The organism is Pseudomonas sp. 2,4-D, from assembly GCF_030418155.1.
Classification (GTDB): Bacteria; Pseudomonadota; Gammaproteobacteria; order Pseudomonadales; family Pseudomonadaceae; genus Aquipseudomonas; species Aquipseudomonas alloputida.
In genome coordinates, this window is record NZ_JAUHUI010000001.1 from 131,634 (window position 1) to 147,251 (window position 15,618).

Here is a 15,618-nt window from a genome sequence, read left to right on the forward strand (position 1 = left end):
CCAATACGACGTAAAAGTCGGGAGGAAAGATGGAAACTGTAGTTGGTCTGACCGCTATCGCTGTTGCTCTGCTGATCGGCCTGGGTGCTCTGGGTACCGCCATTGGTTTCGGCCTGCTGGGTGGCAAATTCCTGGAAGGCGCTGCTCGTCAGCCAGAAATGGTTCCGATGCTGCAGGTCAAAATGTTCATCGTTGCCGGTCTGCTCGACGCCGTAACCATGATCGGTGTTGGTATCGCTCTGTTCTTCACCTTCGCGAATCCGTTCGTTGGTCAGATCGCCGGCTAATCACTCGTCACCACGAGTTGATGGCTGTATGAATTAAGACCGAGCGAGGTGTTGGCGTGAACATTAATGCAACCCTGATTGGCCAATCCGTTGCTTTCCTGATTTTTGTACTCTTCTGCATGAAGTATGTATGGCCTCCGGTCATCACTGCCCTGCAAGAGCGCCAAAAGAAGATTGCCGACGGCTTGGACGCTGCCAACCGCGCAGCTCGCGACCTGGAGCTGGCCCAAGAGAAAGCGGGTCAGCAACTGCGTGAAGCTAAAGCACAGGCAGCCGAAATCATCGAGCAAAGCAAGAAACGCGCTGCTCAGCTTGTCGACGAAGCCCGTGAACAGGCTCGCGTCGAAGCTGACCGTGTGAAGGCTCAGGCTCTGGCCGAGATCGAACAGGAACTGAACAGCGCTAAAGACGCCCTGCGTGCCCAAGTGGGTGCTCTGGCCGTTGGTGGTGCTGAAAAGATCCTTGGCGCCACAATCGATCAAAACGCGCATGCGGAGCTGGTTAACAAACTGGCCGCTGAAATTTAAGCGAGGGCGATCATGGCAGAACTGACCACGTTGGCCCGACCTTACGCTAAGGCTGCCTTTGAGCATGCCCAGGCCCATCAGCAACTGGCCAATTGGTCAGCCATGCTCGGCCTGGCTGCTGCGGTGTCGCAAGACGACACCATGCAGCGCCTGCTCAAGGCCCCGCGACTGACGAGCGCAGAAAAGGCCGCCACGTTCATTGACGTGTGCGGTGACAAGTTCAATGCACAGGCACAGAATTTCATTCATGTTGCCGCGGAAAACGACCGTCTCCTGCTTCTGCCGGAGATTGCCGCCCTGTTCGACCTGTACAAGGCCGAGCAAGAGAAATCCGTGGACGTGGAAGTCACCAGTGCCTTCGCGTTGAACCAAGAACAGCAAGACAAACTCGCCAAGGTTCTCAGTGCACGGTTAGGCCAGGAAGTGCGCCTGCACGCGTCGGAGGATGCCAGCCTGATTGGCGGCGTCGTCATCCGCGCCGGTGACCTGGTAATCGATGGCTCTGTTCGCGGCAAAATCGCGAAACTGGCCGAAGCATTGAAATCTTGAGTTTGAAGGGGCAGCAGAGCAATGCAGCAACTCAATCCTTCCGAAATTAGTGAAATCATCAAGGGCCGCATCGATAACCTCGATGTGAGCTCCCAAGCCCGTAACGAAGGTACCGTCGTTTCGGTATCCGACGGTATCGTGCGGATCCACGGTCTGGCCGACGTCATGTACGGCGAAATGATCGAGTTTCCAGGCGGCGTCTACGGCATGGCCCTGAACCTGGAGCAAGACTCCGTAGGTGCAGTGATCCTGGGTGCATACGACACCCTCGCCGAAGGCATGAGCGCCAAGTGCACCGGCCGCATCCTGGAGGTTCCGGTTGGTAAGGAACTGCTGGGTCGCGTCGTCGATGCACTGGGCAACCCGATCGATGGCAAAGGTCCTCTGGGTAACACCCAGACCGACGCAGTCGAGAAAGTTGCTCCAGGCGTGATCTGGCGTAAGTCGGTAGACCAGCCTGTACAGACTGGTTACAAATCCGTCGACGCCATGATCCCTGTCGGCCGTGGCCAGCGTGAGCTGATCATTGGCGACCGTCAGATCGGCAAGACCGCCATGGCCATCGACGCCATCATCAACCAGAAAGACTCCGGTATTTTCTGTGTTTATGTTGCTGTCGGCCAGAAGCGTTCCACCGTTGCCAACATCGTTCGCAAGCTGGAAGAAAACGGCGCCCTGGCCAACACCATCGTGGTTGTTGCCAGTGCTTCGGAATCCGCCGCACTGCAATTCCTGGCGCCATACGCCGGTTGCACCATGGGCGAGTTCTTCCGCGACCGCGGTGAAGACGCACTGATCGTTTACGATGACCTGTCCAAGCAGGCCGTTGCCTACCGCCAGATCTCCCTGCTGCTGCGCCGTCCACCAGGACGCGAAGCATACCCAGGCGACGTGTTCTATCTCCACTCCCGTCTGCTGGAGCGTGCATCGCGCGTTTCGGAAGAGTACGTCGAGAAGTTCACCAACGGTGCTGTTACTGGCAAAACTGGTTCCCTGACCGCTCTGCCGATCATCGAAACCCAGGCTGGCGACGTTTCTGCGTTCGTTCCGACCAACGTGATTTCCATCACCGACGGTCAGATCTTCCTGGAATCGGCCATGTTCAACTCGGGCATCCGCCCTGCAGTGAACGCCGGTGTTTCGGTATCCCGCGTAGGTGGTGCCGCTCAGACCAAGATCATCAAGAAGCTGTCCGGTGGTATTCGTACCGCTCTGGCTCAGTACCGTGAACTGGCTGCATTCGCCCAGTTCGCGTCCGATCTGGACGAAGCGACCCGCAAGCAGCTGGAGCATGGTCAGCGCGTTACCGAGCTGATGAAGCAGAAGCAGTACGCGCCGATGTCCATCGCGGACATGGCTCTGTCGCTGTACGCCGCTGAGCGTGGCTTCCTGATCGACGTAGAAGTCTCCAAGATCGGCAGCTTCGAGCAAGCTCTGATCGCCTTCTTCAACCGTGATCACGCTGAACTGATGGCGAAGATCAACGTGAAGGGTGACTTCAACGACGAAATCGACGCAGGCCTGAAAGCCGGTATCGAGAAGTTCAAGGCCACCCAGACCTGGTAAGCCGCAGCGGGGGCTCAGGCCCCCGCTTGCTAACCTGATAGGTGATACATGGCAGGCGCAAAAGAGATTCGCAGTAAGATTGCGAGCATCAAAAGCACGCAAAAAATTACCAGCGCCATGGAGAAAGTGGCGGTCAGCAAGATGCGCAAGGCACAAATGCGCATGGCTGCTAGCCGTCCTTACGCGGAACGTATCCGCCAGGTGATCGGTCATCTGGCCAACGCCAACCCGGAATACCGCCACCCGTTCATGATCGAGCGCCCTGTAAAGCGCGCCGGTTATATCGTGGTGAGCAGTGACCGTGGTCTGTGCGGTGGCTTGAACACCAACCTGTTCAAGGCCCTGGTCAAGGACATGAGCGCAAACCGCGAACAGGGCGTGGAAATCGACCTGTGCGTGATCGGCAGCAAGGGTGCGACTTTCTTCCGCATCTTTGGCGGCAACGTCGTAGCAGCGATCAGCCACTTGGGCGAAGAGCCATCGATCAACGATCTGATCGGCTCCGTCAAAGTGATGCTGGACGCCTACCTGGACGGCCGTATCGATCGCCTCTCGGTGGTTTCGAACAAGTTCATCAATACCATGACCCAGAAGCCGACGGTCGAGCAATTGGTACCGTTGGTGGCAACCCCGGATCAGGATCTCAAGCATCACTGGGACTACCTGTACGAACCCGACGCAAAAGAGCTGCTGGACGGCTTGATGGTGCGTTACGTGGAGTCGCAGGTATACCAGGCGGTGGTCGAGAACAACGCTGCTGAACAAGCGGCCCGGATGATCGCCATGAAGAACGCCACAGACAACGCCGGTGATTTGATCAAAGAGCTTCAGTTGATCTACAACAAGGCGCGTCAGGCTGCGATCACCCAGGAGATCTCGGAAATCGTCGGCGGCGCTGCCGCGGTTTAACGGTTCACATATTCAGAGGATCCAGCTATGAGTAGCGGACGTATCGTTCAAATCATCGGCGCCGTCATCGACGTGGAATTCCCACGTGACGTCGTGCCGAGTGTATACAACGCGCTTAAAGTACAAGGCGCGGAAACCACCCTGGAAGTTCAGCAGCAGCTGGGCGACGGCGTGGTTCGTACCATTGCGATGGGCTCGACCGAAGGCCTGAAGCGCGGTCTGGATGTCGTCGACACCGGCGCTGCCATTTCCGTTCCAGTTGGTAAGGCCACCCTGGGCCGTATCATGGACGTACTGGGCAACCCGATCGACGAAGCCGGCCCGATCGGCGAAGAAGAGCGTCGCGGTATCCACCAGCCAGCGCCTTCGTTCGCTGACCAGGCAGGCGGCAACGACCTGCTGGAAACCGGCATCAAGGTTATCGACCTGGTTTGCCCGTTCGCCAAGGGTGGTAAAGTTGGTCTGTTCGGTGGTGCCGGTGTCGGCAAGACCGTAAACATGATGGAACTGATCCGTAACATCGCCATGGAACACAGCGGTTACTCCGTGTTCGCTGGTGTGGGTGAGCGTACTCGTGAGGGTAACGACTTCTACCACGAGATGAAGGACTCCAACGTTCTCGACAAGGTAGCGCTGGTCTACGGTCAGATGAACGAGCCACCAGGAAACCGTCTGCGTGTAGCGCTGACCGGCCTGACCATGGCCGAGAAGTTCCGTGACGAAGGTAACGACGTTCTGCTGTTCGTCGACAACATCTATCGTTACACCCTGGCCGGTACCGAAGTATCCGCACTGCTGGGCCGTATGCCTTCGGCGGTAGGTTACCAGCCGACCCTGGCTGAAGAGATGGGCGTTCTGCAAGAGCGCATCACCTCCACCAAGGAAGGTTCGATCACCTCCGTACAGGCCGTATACGTACCTGCGGACGACTTGACCGACCCGTCGCCAGCGACCACCTTCGCCCACTTGGACGCCACCGTCGTTCTGTCCCGTGACATCGCCTCCCTGGGTATCTACCCAGCGGTCGACCCACTGGACTCGACTTCGCGCCAGCTGGACCCGAACGTGATCGGCAACGAGCACTACGAGACCGCTCGTGGCGTTCAGTATGTTCTGCAGCGCTATAAAGAGCTGAAGGACATCATTGCGATCCTGGGTATGGACGAACTGTCCGAAGCCGACAAGCAACTGGTAGCCCGCGCTCGTAAGATCCAGCGCTTCCTGTCGCAGCCGTTCTTCGTGGCAGAAGTCTTCACCGGTTCGCCAGGTAAGTACGTTTCCCTGAAAGACACCATCGCTGGCTTCAGCGGCATCCTCAAAGGTGACTACGACCACCTGCCAGAACAAGCGTTCTACATGGTCGGCAGCATCGACGAAGCGATCGAGAAAGCCAAGAAACTGTAATTCCTGCGCCCCGCAAGGGGCGCTATCAGGTTGAGGCAAGCAGATGGCTATGACAGTCCATTGCGATATCGTCAGCGCGGAAGGAGAGATCTTCTCCGGCCTGGTCGAGATGGTAGTTGCGCACGGTAACCTGGGTGATCTTGGTATCGCTCCAGGCCATGCGCCGCTGATCACCAATCTCAAGCCTGGTCCGATCACGCTGACCAAGCAGGGTGGCGCACAAGAGGTGTTCTACATCTCTGGTGGTTTCCTCGAGGTTCAGCCGAACATGGTCAAGGTGCTTGCCGATACCGTGCAACGTGCTGCAGACCTGGATGAAGCTCAGGCTCAGGAGGCCCTCAAGGCTGCCGAGAACGCCCTGAATCTGAAAGGCGCGGACTTCGACTACGGTGCCGCCGCCGCACGTCTGGCCGAGGCCGCAGCCCAGCTGCGTACCGTCCAGCAAATGCGCAAAGGCAAGTAATCGGCTACGGCTGATAACTTCTGTTGCGATTGAGTAAAAGGGTAGCCTCGGCTACCCTTTTTCTTTTTCTGTTTTCTCCCCCGGTCTTTCACTGACCGCCCAGGATTGGTAGCCAGTAATGTCACTCGATATCGTTATTCTCGCCGCCGGCCAAGGCACCCGCATGCGCTCGGCGCTGCCCAAAGTGTTGCACCCGGTGGCTGGCAATTCCATGCTCGGCCATGTTATCCACAGCGCGCGCCAACTTCAGCCGCAAGGTATTCATGTGGTCATTGGCCATGGCGCCGAGCTGGTCCGCGAGCGGCTGGCTGCTGACGACCTGAATTTCGTCATGCAGGATAAACAGCTGGGTACCGGTCATGCTGTTGCCCAGGCACTGCCAGCGCTGACCGCTGACACCGTGCTGGTGTTGTACGGCGACGTGCCGTTGATCGAAGTGGAGACCTTGCAGCGTCTGTTGGCGAAGGCCAACGATCAGCAGCTGGGACTGCTGACAGTCACCCTCGACGATCCGACCGGCTATGGCCGGATCGTGCGTGACGAGCAGGGCAAGGTAACTGCCATCGTTGAGCACAAGGACGCCAGCGACGCGCAAAAAGCGATCAAGGAAGGCAACACCGGAATTCTGGCGCTGCCAGCCGCGCGCCTCGCCGACTGGATGGGCCGCCTGTCGAACAACAACGCCCAGGGCGAGTACTACCTGACTGACGTAATCGCCATGGCAGTGGCCGATGGCTTGGTGGTGGCAACTGAACAGCCACACGACGCTATGGAAGTGCAGGGCGCCAACGACCGCCGCCAGCTCTCCGAGCTGGAGCGTCACTACCAGTTGCGTGAAGGCCGCCGTCTGATGGCTCAGGGGGTTACCCTGCGTGATCCGGCACGCTTCGATGTTCGTGGTGAAGTAAGCGTTGGTCGTGACGTGCTGATCGACATCAACGTGATTCTCGAAGGCAAGGTGGTCATCGAAGACGATGTGCAGATCGGCCCTAACTGCGTGATCAAGAACACTACCCTGCGCAAAGGCGCGGTGGTGAAGGCCAACAGCCACCTCGAAGGTGCCGTGATGGGCGAGGGCAGCGATGCAGGCCCGTTCGCCCGACTGCGCCCGGGCAGCGTACTGGACGCCAAGGCCCATGTGGGTAACTTCGTCGAACTGAAAAACACCCACCTGGGTGAAGGGGCCAAGGCTGGTCACCTGACCTACCTGGGGGATGCCGAAATCGGTGCGCGCACCAATATCGGCGCCGGCACCATCACCTGTAATTACGATGGCGCCAACAAGTTCAAGACCGTGATGGGTGAAGACGTGTTCATTGGATCGAACAACTCGCTGGTGGCGCCTGTGGAAATCAAGGCCGGCGCTACCACCGCAGCTGGCTCGACCATCACCCAGGCTGTAGACGCGGGTGACCTGGCTGTAGCCCGTGCGCGCCAGCGCAACATTTCGGGTTGGAAGCGCCCTGAGAAGATCAAGAAGAGCTGAGTTATTCACAGCCGTTTCGATCGAAAGCCGACTTATGTGAATAAGTCGGCTTTTTTATTGGCGATTGGCGCTCCCGCGCCTAAAGGACCGCGTCAAAACAGAGGCAAACAATCCACAGGTCAGCGACAGCTTGACGAATCGCTCGTCTTAGGTTTTGATTGCAACCATTAACTTTCGAATCGAAACTTAAGCGCACATGTCGAAACGAAACACACCACAACGGCGACACAATATTCTGGCTTTGCTCAGCGAGCAGGGTGAGGTAAGTGTGGACGCGTTGGCCAAGCGTTTCGCCACCTCGGAAGTGACCATTCGCAAAGACCTCGCCGCCTTGGAAACCAACGGCTTGTTGTTACGCCGCTATGGCGGGGCGGTGCCGGTGCCGCAAGAGTTGCTCGGTGAACCGGCACAACCCGTCTCTTCCTATAAAAAGGCCATTGCGCGTGCTGCTGTGGGGCGTATCCGCGAACATGCACGCATTATCATCGACAGCGGCAGCACCACGGCGGCAATGATCCCCGAACTGGGGCGCCAGCCAGGCCTGGTGGTGATGACCAATTCGCTCAATGTGGCCCGTGCGATTTGCGACCTCGAACATGAGCCGGTGCTGCTGATGACCGGTGGCACCTGGGACCCGCATTCCGAATCGTTCCAGGGTCAGGTCGCGGAGCAGGTACTGCGCTCCTACGATTTCGACCAATTATTCATCGGTGCCGACGGCATCGACCTCGGCCGGGGTACCACTACCTTCAACGAGTTGCTTGGGCTGAGCCGGGTCATGGCGGAAGTTGCCCGTGAAGTGATCGTGATGGTCGAGTCGGACAAGGTGGGGCGCAAGATCCCTAACCTCGAGCTGCCCTGGGGCAGTGTGCACACCCTTATTACAGATGAACGCCTGCCAGCAGCAGCGCGCGAACAAATTCAAGCCCGCGGCGTCAACCTGATCTGCGCCGCGATCAGCCAGGAGCAATAAAACATGTGTGGAATCGTTGGTGCTATCGCCGAGCGTAATATCACAGCCATCCTGATCGAAGGCCTCAAGCGTCTTGAATACCGCGGTTACGACAGCGCCGGTTTGGCTGTGCTCACCCAGAACGGTGAACTGCAGCGCCGCCGGCGCATTGGCAAGGTCAGCGAGCTGGAGGTTGCTGTTGCTGATGACCCATTGGCAGGCCAGCTGGGTATTGCCCACACCCGCTGGGCTACCCACGGCGCGCCGACTGAAGGCAACGCCCACCCGCACTTCTCGGGCAATGACGTGGCCGTGGTGCACAACGGCATCATCGAGAACCACGAGGAGCTGCGCGAAGAGCTGAAGGGGCTGGGCTATGTCTTCACTTCGCAGACCGATACCGAAGTCATCGTCCACCTGATCCACCACACCCTGAAGAGCCTTCCAAACCTGACCGACGCCCTTAAGGCAGCGGTGAAGCGCCTGCACGGCGCTTACGGCCTGGCGCTGATCAGTGCCAAGCAGCCGGACCGCCTGGTGGCCGCACGCAGTGGTAGCCCGCTGGTTATCGGCCTGGGCCTTGGCGAGAACTTCCTGGCGTCCGACCAGCTGGCGCTGCGTCAGGTTACTGACCGCTTCATGTACCTGGAAGAAGGCGACATCGCTGAAATCCGCCGTGATCAGGTCTCTATCTGGGACCAGCAGGGCAATAAGGTCCAGCGCGAAACCGTGCAGTATCACGAAGGTGCCGAGGCTGCCGACAAGGGGGCTTACCGTCACTTCATGCTCAAGGAAATTCACGAACAGCCAAGCGTTGTTCAGCGCACGCTTGAAGGCCGCCTGGGCAAGGACAACGTGCTGGTCCAGGCCTTTGGCCCGCAAGCTGCCGACCTGTTTGCCAAGGTGCGCAACGTGCAGATCGTTGCCTGTGGCACCAGCTACCACGCCGGTATGGTTGCGCGTTACTGGCTGGAAAGCCTGGCCGGCATCCCTTGCCAGGTGGAAGTGGCCAGCGAATTCCGTTACCGCAAGGTGGTGGTGCAGCCGGACACTCTGTTCGTCTCCATCTCGCAGTCCGGCGAAACCGCCGATACCTTGGCCGCGCTACGCAATGCCAAGGAGTTGGGTTTCCTTGGCAGCCTGGCGATCTGCAACGTAGGTATCAGCTCGCTGGTACGCGAGTCGGACTTGACCCTGCTGACCTTGGCCGGTCCTGAAATCGGTGTGGCTTCGACCAAAGCGTTCACCACCCAGCTGGTTTCGCTGATGCTGCTGACCCTGGCCCTTGGCCAGGTGCGCGGTACGCTGGAAGCCGGTGCCGAAGCTGAGCTGGTTGAAGAGCTGCGTCGACTGCCAACCCGCCTGGGCGAAGCCCTGGCCATGGATGCCACCGTCGAGAAAATTGCCGAGCTGTTCGCCGACAAGCACCATACCCTGTTCCTCGGCCGCGGCGCGCAGTACCCGGTGGCGATGGAAGGTGCTCTCAAGCTTAAGGAAATCTCCTACATCCACGCAGAAGCGTACCCTGCAGGCGAGTTGAAGCACGGCCCGCTGGCTCTGGTGGACAACGACATGCCGGTGGTTACCGTTGCACCGAACAACGAACTGCTGGAGAAACTGAAGTCCAACCTGCAGGAAGTGCGTGCCCGTGGTGGCGAGTTGGTAGTGTTCGCCGACGAGCACGCTGGCATGACCAATGGTGAAGGCACCCACGTGATCAAGGTGCCGCACATTGCCGATGCCCTGGCGCCAATCCTGTACACCATCCCGCTGCAGTTGCTGTCTTATTACGTGGCCGTGCTAAAGGGGACCGACGTTGACCAGCCGCGTAATTTGGCCAAGTCGGTGACTGTCGAGTGAAGTCAGGAGGCTTGCTGCAGTCATGGTTTCGTTGAATTAAAACAGTCGTCGGGCAATTAAAACTATCGCCGGTAGAGGAGAAGCGCTCGCTTCTCCTCATCGAGCGCTTTTACGAGCCTCCCCCGCTTCCCCCAACCTCTTACTGAAACGCTTCCTTCATACATGAGAAGCAATCTGTGGCTCTACTGGGCCGAGCCCAAGGCAGAGATCTTCGAAGTACGATAGCCAGAAAGTTGATGGACGATGCCAATGAGAATAGCCCATGCCTGATAGCTGACATGGGCGCCGGCAAGGCGGGATGGTAACGCCTAGTAAGCTGAATAGCAGTGAAGCACGCTGCGCCGATTACTGGATCAGCGGCACGCCACTCAGCGCTTGCAACTGCTCGAAGTCAATTTCCGCACAGATCTCGACCACGCGCAGCCCATCTGAGGTCACCTCCAGCACGGCCATGTCGGTGTAGATGCGGCTGACGCAACCGAAGCCGGTCGGCGGGTAAGTGCACTCGGGCACCAGCTTGCTTTCACCTGACTTGGTCAGGTGGTTCATCATCACGAACACCTGGCGGGCACCAGTGGCTAGGTCCATCGCGCCGCCCACGGCCGGAATGGAACCCTCGGCGCCGGTGTGCCAGTTGGCCAGGTCGCCCTTGACCGACACCTGGAAGGCGCCTAATACAGCGATGTCCAGATGGCCGCCGCGCATCATCGAGAACGAGTCGGCGTGGTGGAAGAAAGCGCCACCGGGGAGCATGGTCACGTGCTCCTTACTGGCGTTGATCAGGTCATCGTCTTCCTCCTCGGGCGCCGGGCTCGGGCCCATGCCCAGCAGGCCGTTTTCGCTGTGCAGGAACACTTCTTTGTCACCCAGGAAATTGGCCACCAAGGTCGGTGCGCCGATGCCCAGGTTGACGTAGGCGCCTTCCTGAATGTCTGCGGCCACGCGCTGGGCCATTTCGGTGCGGGAGAGCTTTTTGGTGATGGACATGGCAGACCTCAGGCAGCGTTGATGATCGAAGAAGCGGCAGCACCGGAAACGGCGACCACGCGCTGGACGAAAATACCCGGAGTGATGATGTGTTCCTGGTCCAGTTCACCGAGCTCGACGATCTGGTCGACCTGGGCGATAGCGGTCTTGGCGGCCATGGCCATGATCGGGCCGAAGTTGCGCGCGGCCTTGCGGTACACCAGGTTGCCCCAACGGTCACCCTTGTGCGCCTTGATCAGTGCGAAGTCGGCGTGCAGGGGCATTTCCAGTACATACATCCGGCCGTCGATCTCCCGGGTTTCCTTGCCTTCGGCCAGCAGGGTGCCGTAGCCCGTCGGCGAGAAGAACGCACCGATGCCCGAGCCCGCGGCGCGGATACGCTCGGCCAGGTTGCCCTGCGGGACCACTTCAAGCTCGATCTTGCCGGCGCGGTACAGTTCGTCGAACACGTAGGAGTCGGACTGGCGCGGGAACGAGCAGACCACCTTGCGCACGCAGCCCGCCTTGAGCAGGGCGGCCAGACCAATCTCGCCGTTGCCGGCGTTGTTGCTGATGATGGTCAGGTCGCGGGCACCAGTGGCGATCAGCCCGTCGATGAGCTCGGACGGCATGCCTGCCGTACCAAAGCCACCGACCATGATGGTCGAACCGTCGATGATGCCTTCTACCGCGCTGGCGATGGACTCAAACGTTTTATTGATCACAGCGAGCTCCTGGTTATTCCTGGAGTTGGATTGGTCTGATCAGCCGCTGAGCAGTGCGGGGAACGGTGGGCCACTCAGCGATTGGCGTTGTTTTGCTGATGTGGCTCTAGCGTGCCGCAAGACTGGGCAACAGTAGAGGGGGGAAAGTGGAATTTGTGCGTTTATCGAACAGTTGCGCGATGTTCGGTCATTCTCGCTGCTGCGCTTTTAGGTTGTCGCTCCAACGGGGTACCTCCTGAAAGTAGCTCGGAGGAGGTCAATGAAGAACGACAGCTTGGGAAACAGATTCAAGCTGTCCTGGGATATACGTCGTAAGTATCCGCTGGCGGTGTCTGATACTCCTCCAGCACCTCCGCCCACCGCCCACCGCCCACCGCGCAGGTGCTAGGCAAGATCGCCCTCTAAGGGAGAACCGGGCCGACGTACAACTTAAATCGCTTTAAAGGTTACAGGCTGGAATTGATGCTTCCGCTTGCTTGTAGTGCTCGCCCGATATTCTTCGCCGCCGCAATGGTCACGGACAGCGCTCGACGTTCAAGTTCCTCCGTGGTGCACCGCACTGCCGGCGCCGCGATGCTGATGGCGCCAACTGGGTAGCCGTCGATATCCAGGACCGGAACGGCGAGGATGCGCAGGCCCTCGGCGAACAGCGATTCCGTGATGATGTACCCATCCTTACGGATCTGCTCCAACACCTCGGACAACGGCCGTGAGAGAGATTTGCTCATGAAGGACGTGGACGAGGAAAGCTCTTTGATGCGCTCAACTTCGTGATCAGGAAGGAACGCGAGGATTGATTGGCCAATCGCTGTCTGGCAAGCCGGCACCGTTGTGCCAATGCGAATATCCACTCCAAGCCGAGTGATACCAGCCCTGACACGTTCCAGGTAGAGGACGTCTGCGCCTTGCAACACGGCGAAGCTTGCGGCTTCACTGGTTTCACTGACCAGCCCCCTTAGCACTGGGCGAACCAGACTGCGCAAGTCCGTGTGAGCAATGGCGTGGAAGCCCAAGTTGAGGATTTTGAGCGTGAGGGAGAATCGCTTGCTCTCAGGAATTCGAGAAACATAGCCGAGGTCCACCAGCGTATTCAGCATGCGATAGGTCGTGCCTGGGTCGAGCTCGGCCTTGGCAGCAATCTGGCTCAGGGTCAGCTCATCGCTTTCCGCTGTGAAGGCCTCCAAGACTCGAAATCCTTTGGCAAGAGACTGCACAGTGCTGCGCTGGTTTTTATCTTCTTCAGCAGCGGTCGTTTCGCTTTTTGTTGAGGTTCTAGGAGCCATGCGCGATATCTACCTGGTGTAATTCTTGTTTTCGGAATGCGAAAAAATTCGTTCAAAAAGAATAGCATCAGGCGTTGCCTCATCCCACCTTAGATTTCTGCCGCTTACCTAGTTTTCAGGGAGCGAAATGATGGCTTCCAGCCCTCCATTGTGGTTGATGAGGGTGATCTCGCCGCCATGCTGGCGGGCTATGGAGCGTACGATGGAGAGGCCCAGACCGACGCCGCCAGTATTACGGTTTCTGGAGTGTTCCAAGCGATAGAATGGGGTAAAAACGGCTTCAAGCTCTGAATCAGGGATGCCATTTCCCCTGTCCGTCACCGAAATGTGAACGTGCTTATCCGCACTGTAGACGCGGACGTCCGCACACTCGCCGTACCTCACAGCATTCTCGATGAGATTACGGATAGCTCGCCGCAGAGCGTCAGGCCGGCATTCCAAAATGACTTTTGAGTTGCAGGAGAACGACACGGCCATTCCCAAGGTGACCAAGTCTTCACACAAGCTTTCGACCAGTGTCCCGATGTCCATGGTCCTGGTTGGCTCGGTCACAGCATTGTCACGTCCGTACCCGATTGCGGCTTCAGTGATAGCCGTAATCTCATCCAGGGTCGCAAGCATCTTGCGCTGTACTTCAGGATCCTGAATGAACTCAACGCGCAGCCTGAGCGAGGTCAACGGAGTTCGAAGGTCGTGGCCCACCGCGGCGAGCATGCGCGTACGATCATCGACAAAGCGCTGAATTCTGCGTTGCATCTGGTTGAAGGCCTTGGCGGTGCGACGGATATCTTCAGGCCCGTGCTCGCGCAACTCCGTGCCTGAATGGCCTCGGCCCAATCGCTGGGCAGCGAGCGCTAAATCTCGCAGTGGTTGGCTGATGCCCCGAGCGATCAACACGGCAATCAAGGTTAGGGCTAGAGCGGTGATACCTAGGGATACCAATGCTCGGCGACTAAACGGAGAGTCCGTGACCGGCTTAGCATAAGCGGCATGTAACCAGGTGCCATTATTCAGCGGTGTGGCCACCCCCATTACATTGAGCTGAGGCAAGTAGATGAACCTAGCCGTCCGGGGGGAGGGCCACAGCGCTTCACCCGGCACAGACCAAGCCGCTGTCGCATCAATCGTTGCCGGTGGAACCTCATCTTCGCTTCGAAACTGTATGGAGAGCGTTCCCTGAGGCTTCCCATGACTCAACGGTTCAAGAAGATGCCGACGAGCGAACTTCCACCACTCTGAAGGCTGGCTTGGTGAGGCTGGAAACAGCCAGAATCGCTCGTAAGCGGTGCTGCTGACTTGAAGCGTCATCTGCCGCTCGTCCACGGGCATTCGGTCCAGGAGTGAGGCAAGGGATGAGGTCCGACTCAGAAAATCAGACTTCGCCACTTCCCTAAGCGCACCCGCGCGCTCGTCCCAAAAAATGCTGAGCGTCAGCGCTTGAGAGACAATCAGCGCCAATAGCATAAGCCCAATGAATCTTGCGGCTAAATTGGGGTTTCTTAGTTTCATGATGAATTGGAAACCAGGTGCACAAACGCGTAGCCGCCGCCCCAATGGGTTCTGATATAAATCGGGTTTTTCGGGTCTGGCTCAATCTTTCTACGAAGCCGGCTGATTTGGTTATCGATACTCCGGTCAAAGGGTTCGCTTGCACGACCGGAGACCTTGTTTAGAAGTTCATCGCGCGTCACTATTTCACCTGGTTTTTCTAGTAATGCAGCCAGCAATCTGAATTCGGTACCACTCAATGATACCGATACACCATCTGCACCTAATAATTCCCGTAGTTTGCAGTTCAACACCCATTCGCCGAAGCGGATCGACCCCTCCAGCATGCTGGAAGCACCTTCGCTTGCTGGCGTGGCCCGACGGAGCAGGGCTTTGACCCGAGCCAACAATTCACGGGGGTTGAAGGGCTTCTTGAGATAGTCGTCGCCTCCCATCTCAAGTCCGAGAATTACGTCCAGGTCTTCTGTGCGGGCACTAAGAAAAAGAACGGGAGTATTAGAGCGAGAGCGGATGTGCCTGCACAGGCTTAATCCGTCTTCGCCGGGCATCATGACATCAAGGATAATTAAGTCAGGCACATCCCGATCAAGCAGAGCCCTGAGTTCGTTGCCATCAGCTACAGCGGTTAGGCGATAACCTTCTTGGGTCAGATATTGTGCAACCAGTTCTCGGATATCCGGATAGTCATCAACGATTGCAATGTGCTGACTGGAACTCATTTGTAAACCATCTGATGGAGTCGAATCCTTTCAGCCTAAGGTACAGATGGCATTTTGAAAAGGGCTGTACAACTGACCTGATACAAAGCTGATACATTTCTGACAGGTTTGTGAGATATCAGGTGCATAAAACACAAAAACCGTCCCACAAGGGACAAACTTTTCACGCACCTCGGGATTTAGCATTCAGGTTCGATCACAAAAACGAGAGCCTTGAGATGAGCCAGTTCAAACACGCTGTCCTCTTCTGTCTGGTTTACCTCGCAAGCGGCCTGTCGGCCGCCGCCAACGCGGGTCCTTCCCGCCACCTCGCCGATGATCTTGAACTACACAGCGTCCACGGTTTCGGTTTTGCCGATGGCTTTCTCGAGCAGCGCGCTGTCTGAAGCCAAGATTCGAGATCTGGCGCTCAG

General features: G+C 58.0%; 16 protein-coding genes. 11 read left to right on the forward strand and 5 right to left on the reverse strand.

The features are described from left to right. The first annotated feature begins 29 nt into the window (after window positions 1-29). The 10 genes from atpE to glmS all read left to right on the forward strand — a co-directional run bounded on the left by atpE (window position 30) and on the right by glmS (window position 10,003). The gene (gene atpE / locus QYE47_RS00655; protein WP_003097235.1) at window positions 30-287 is read left to right on the forward strand and encodes a F0F1 ATP synthase subunit C; all 258 of its coding nucleotides are present in this window, start codon (window positions 30-32) and stop codon (window positions 285-287) included. Between the two features lie 56 nt (window positions 288-343). After that, entirely contained in the window at window positions 344-814 is a 471-nt protein-coding gene (locus QYE47_RS00660) for a F0F1 ATP synthase subunit B (protein WP_010955888.1), read from the forward strand. Between the two features lie 12 nt (window positions 815-826). Continuing rightward, window positions 827-1,363, forward strand: coding sequence for a F0F1 ATP synthase subunit delta (locus QYE47_RS00665; protein WP_003253191.1), 537 nt, complete (start codon window positions 827-829; stop codon window positions 1,361-1,363). A 21-nt stretch (window positions 1,364-1,384) separates the two neighbouring features. Further along, window positions 1,385-2,929, forward strand: coding sequence for a F0F1 ATP synthase subunit alpha (gene atpA, locus QYE47_RS00670; RefSeq protein WP_003253193.1), 1,545 nt, complete (start codon window positions 1,385-1,387; stop codon window positions 2,927-2,929). Between the two features lie 48 nt (window positions 2,930-2,977). Beyond that, a complete protein-coding gene (gene atpG, locus QYE47_RS00675) occupies window positions 2,978-3,838 on the forward strand; it encodes a F0F1 ATP synthase subunit gamma (protein ID WP_003253195.1) in 861 nt (286 codons plus the stop codon). A gap of 27 nt (window positions 3,839-3,865) precedes the next feature. Then, the gene (gene atpD, locus QYE47_RS00680; RefSeq protein ID WP_003253197.1) at window positions 3,866-5,242 is read left to right on the forward strand and encodes a F0F1 ATP synthase subunit beta; all 1,377 of its coding nucleotides are present in this window, start codon (window positions 3,866-3,868) and stop codon (window positions 5,240-5,242) included. Window positions 5,243-5,285: 43 nt separating this feature from the next. After that, a complete protein-coding gene (locus QYE47_RS00685) occupies window positions 5,286-5,705 on the forward strand; it encodes a F0F1 ATP synthase subunit epsilon (RefSeq protein ID WP_016489909.1) in 420 nt (139 codons plus the stop codon). Between the two features lie 118 nt (window positions 5,706-5,823). Next, window positions 5,824-7,191, forward strand: coding sequence for a bifunctional UDP-N-acetylglucosamine diphosphorylase/glucosamine-1-phosphate N-acetyltransferase GlmU (gene glmU, locus QYE47_RS00690; RefSeq protein ID WP_014589195.1), 1,368 nt, complete (start codon window positions 5,824-5,826; stop codon window positions 7,189-7,191). Between the two features lie 196 nt (window positions 7,192-7,387). Further along, window positions 7,388-8,164: a DeoR/GlpR family DNA-binding transcription regulator gene (locus QYE47_RS00695; protein ID WP_014589194.1), complete on the forward strand. Its 777-nt coding sequence runs from the start codon at window positions 7,388-7,390 to the stop codon at window positions 8,162-8,164. Between the two features lie 3 nt (window positions 8,165-8,167). Next, on the forward strand, window positions 8,168-10,003 hold the full coding sequence (gene glmS / locus QYE47_RS00700; protein WP_014589193.1) for a glutamine--fructose-6-phosphate transaminase (isomerizing): 1,836 nt from the start codon (window positions 8,168-8,170) through the stop codon (window positions 10,001-10,003). A 345-nt stretch (window positions 10,004-10,348) separates the two neighbouring features. Here glmS and QYE47_RS00705 read toward each other — a convergent pair whose 3' ends face one another. The 5 genes from QYE47_RS00705 to QYE47_RS00725 form a co-directional block, all read right to left on the reverse strand. Continuing rightward, window positions 10,349-10,990 (reverse strand): 3-oxoacid CoA-transferase subunit B, encoded by a 642-nt coding sequence (locus QYE47_RS00705; RefSeq protein ID WP_012054149.1) that lies wholly within the window; start codon window positions 10,988-10,990, stop codon window positions 10,349-10,351. A gap of 8 nt (window positions 10,991-10,998) precedes the next feature. Then, window positions 10,999-11,694: a 3-oxoacid CoA-transferase subunit A gene (locus tag QYE47_RS00710; RefSeq protein ID WP_012054148.1), complete on the reverse strand. Its 696-nt coding sequence runs from the start codon at window positions 11,692-11,694 to the stop codon at window positions 10,999-11,001. A gap of 446 nt (window positions 11,695-12,140) precedes the next feature. Then, a complete protein-coding gene (locus tag QYE47_RS00715; RefSeq protein WP_012054147.1) occupies window positions 12,141-12,977 on the reverse strand; it encodes an IclR family transcriptional regulator in 837 nt (278 codons plus the stop codon). A gap of 108 nt (window positions 12,978-13,085) precedes the next feature. Next, a complete protein-coding gene (locus QYE47_RS00720) occupies window positions 13,086-14,486 on the reverse strand; it encodes a cell wall metabolism sensor histidine kinase WalK (protein ID WP_014589191.1) in 1,401 nt (466 codons plus the stop codon). Next, complete coding sequence (locus tag QYE47_RS00725) at window positions 14,483-15,205, reverse strand: response regulator (RefSeq protein ID WP_041166810.1); 723 nt, start codon at window positions 15,203-15,205, stop codon at window positions 14,483-14,485. The genes QYE47_RS00720 and QYE47_RS00725 overlap by 4 nt, the downstream gene beginning before the upstream one ends. A gap of 218 nt (window positions 15,206-15,423) precedes the next feature. Here QYE47_RS00725 and QYE47_RS00730 point away from each other — a divergent pair, with 218 nt between their 5' ends. Beyond that, a complete protein-coding gene (locus tag QYE47_RS00730; RefSeq protein WP_155295209.1) occupies window positions 15,424-15,591 on the forward strand; it encodes a hypothetical protein in 168 nt (55 codons plus the stop codon). The last annotated feature ends 27 nt before the right edge of the window (window positions 15,592-15,618 follow it).

What these genes read in the sequence shown, in the direction of transcription:
- atpE (WP_003097235.1), top strand. Translation starts at nt 30, where the DNA reads ATGGAAACTGTAGTTGGTCTGACCGCTATCGCTGTTGCTCTGCTGATC.
- QYE47_RS00665 (WP_003253191.1), top strand. Translation starts at nt 827, where the DNA reads ATGGCAGAACTGACCACGTTGGCCCGACCTTACGCTAAGGCTGCCTTT.
- atpA (WP_003253193.1), top strand. Translation starts at nt 1,385, where the DNA reads ATGCAGCAACTCAATCCTTCCGAAATTAGTGAAATCATCAAGGGCCGC.
- atpG (WP_003253195.1), top strand. Translation starts at nt 2,978, where the DNA reads ATGGCAGGCGCAAAAGAGATTCGCAGTAAGATTGCGAGCATCAAAAGC.
- atpD (WP_003253197.1), top strand. Translation starts at nt 3,866, where the DNA reads ATGAGTAGCGGACGTATCGTTCAAATCATCGGCGCCGTCATCGACGTG.
- QYE47_RS00685 (WP_016489909.1), top strand. Translation starts at nt 5,286, where the DNA reads ATGGCTATGACAGTCCATTGCGATATCGTCAGCGCGGAAGGAGAGATC.
- glmU (WP_014589195.1), top strand. Translation starts at nt 5,824, where the DNA reads ATGTCACTCGATATCGTTATTCTCGCCGCCGGCCAAGGCACCCGCATG.
- QYE47_RS00695 (WP_014589194.1), top strand. Translation starts at nt 7,388, where the DNA reads ATGTCGAAACGAAACACACCACAACGGCGACACAATATTCTGGCTTTG.
- glmS (WP_014589193.1), top strand. Translation starts at nt 8,168, where the DNA reads ATGTGTGGAATCGTTGGTGCTATCGCCGAGCGTAATATCACAGCCATC.
- QYE47_RS00705 (WP_012054149.1), bottom strand. Translation starts at nt 10,990, where the DNA reads ATGTCCATCACCAAAAAGCTCTCCCGCACCGAAATGGCCCAGCGCGTG.
- QYE47_RS00715 (WP_012054147.1), bottom strand. Translation starts at nt 12,977, where the DNA reads ATGGCTCCTAGAACCTCAACAAAAAGCGAAACGACCGCTGCTGAAGAA.
- QYE47_RS00720 (WP_014589191.1), bottom strand. Translation starts at nt 14,486, where the DNA reads ATGAAACTAAGAAACCCCAATTTAGCCGCAAGATTCATTGGGCTTATG.
- QYE47_RS00725 (WP_041166810.1), bottom strand. Translation starts at nt 15,205, where the DNA reads ATGAGTTCCAGTCAGCACATTGCAATCGTTGATGACTATCCGGATATC.
- QYE47_RS00730 (WP_155295209.1), top strand. Translation starts at nt 15,424, where the DNA reads ATGAGCCAGTTCAAACACGCTGTCCTCTTCTGTCTGGTTTACCTCGCA.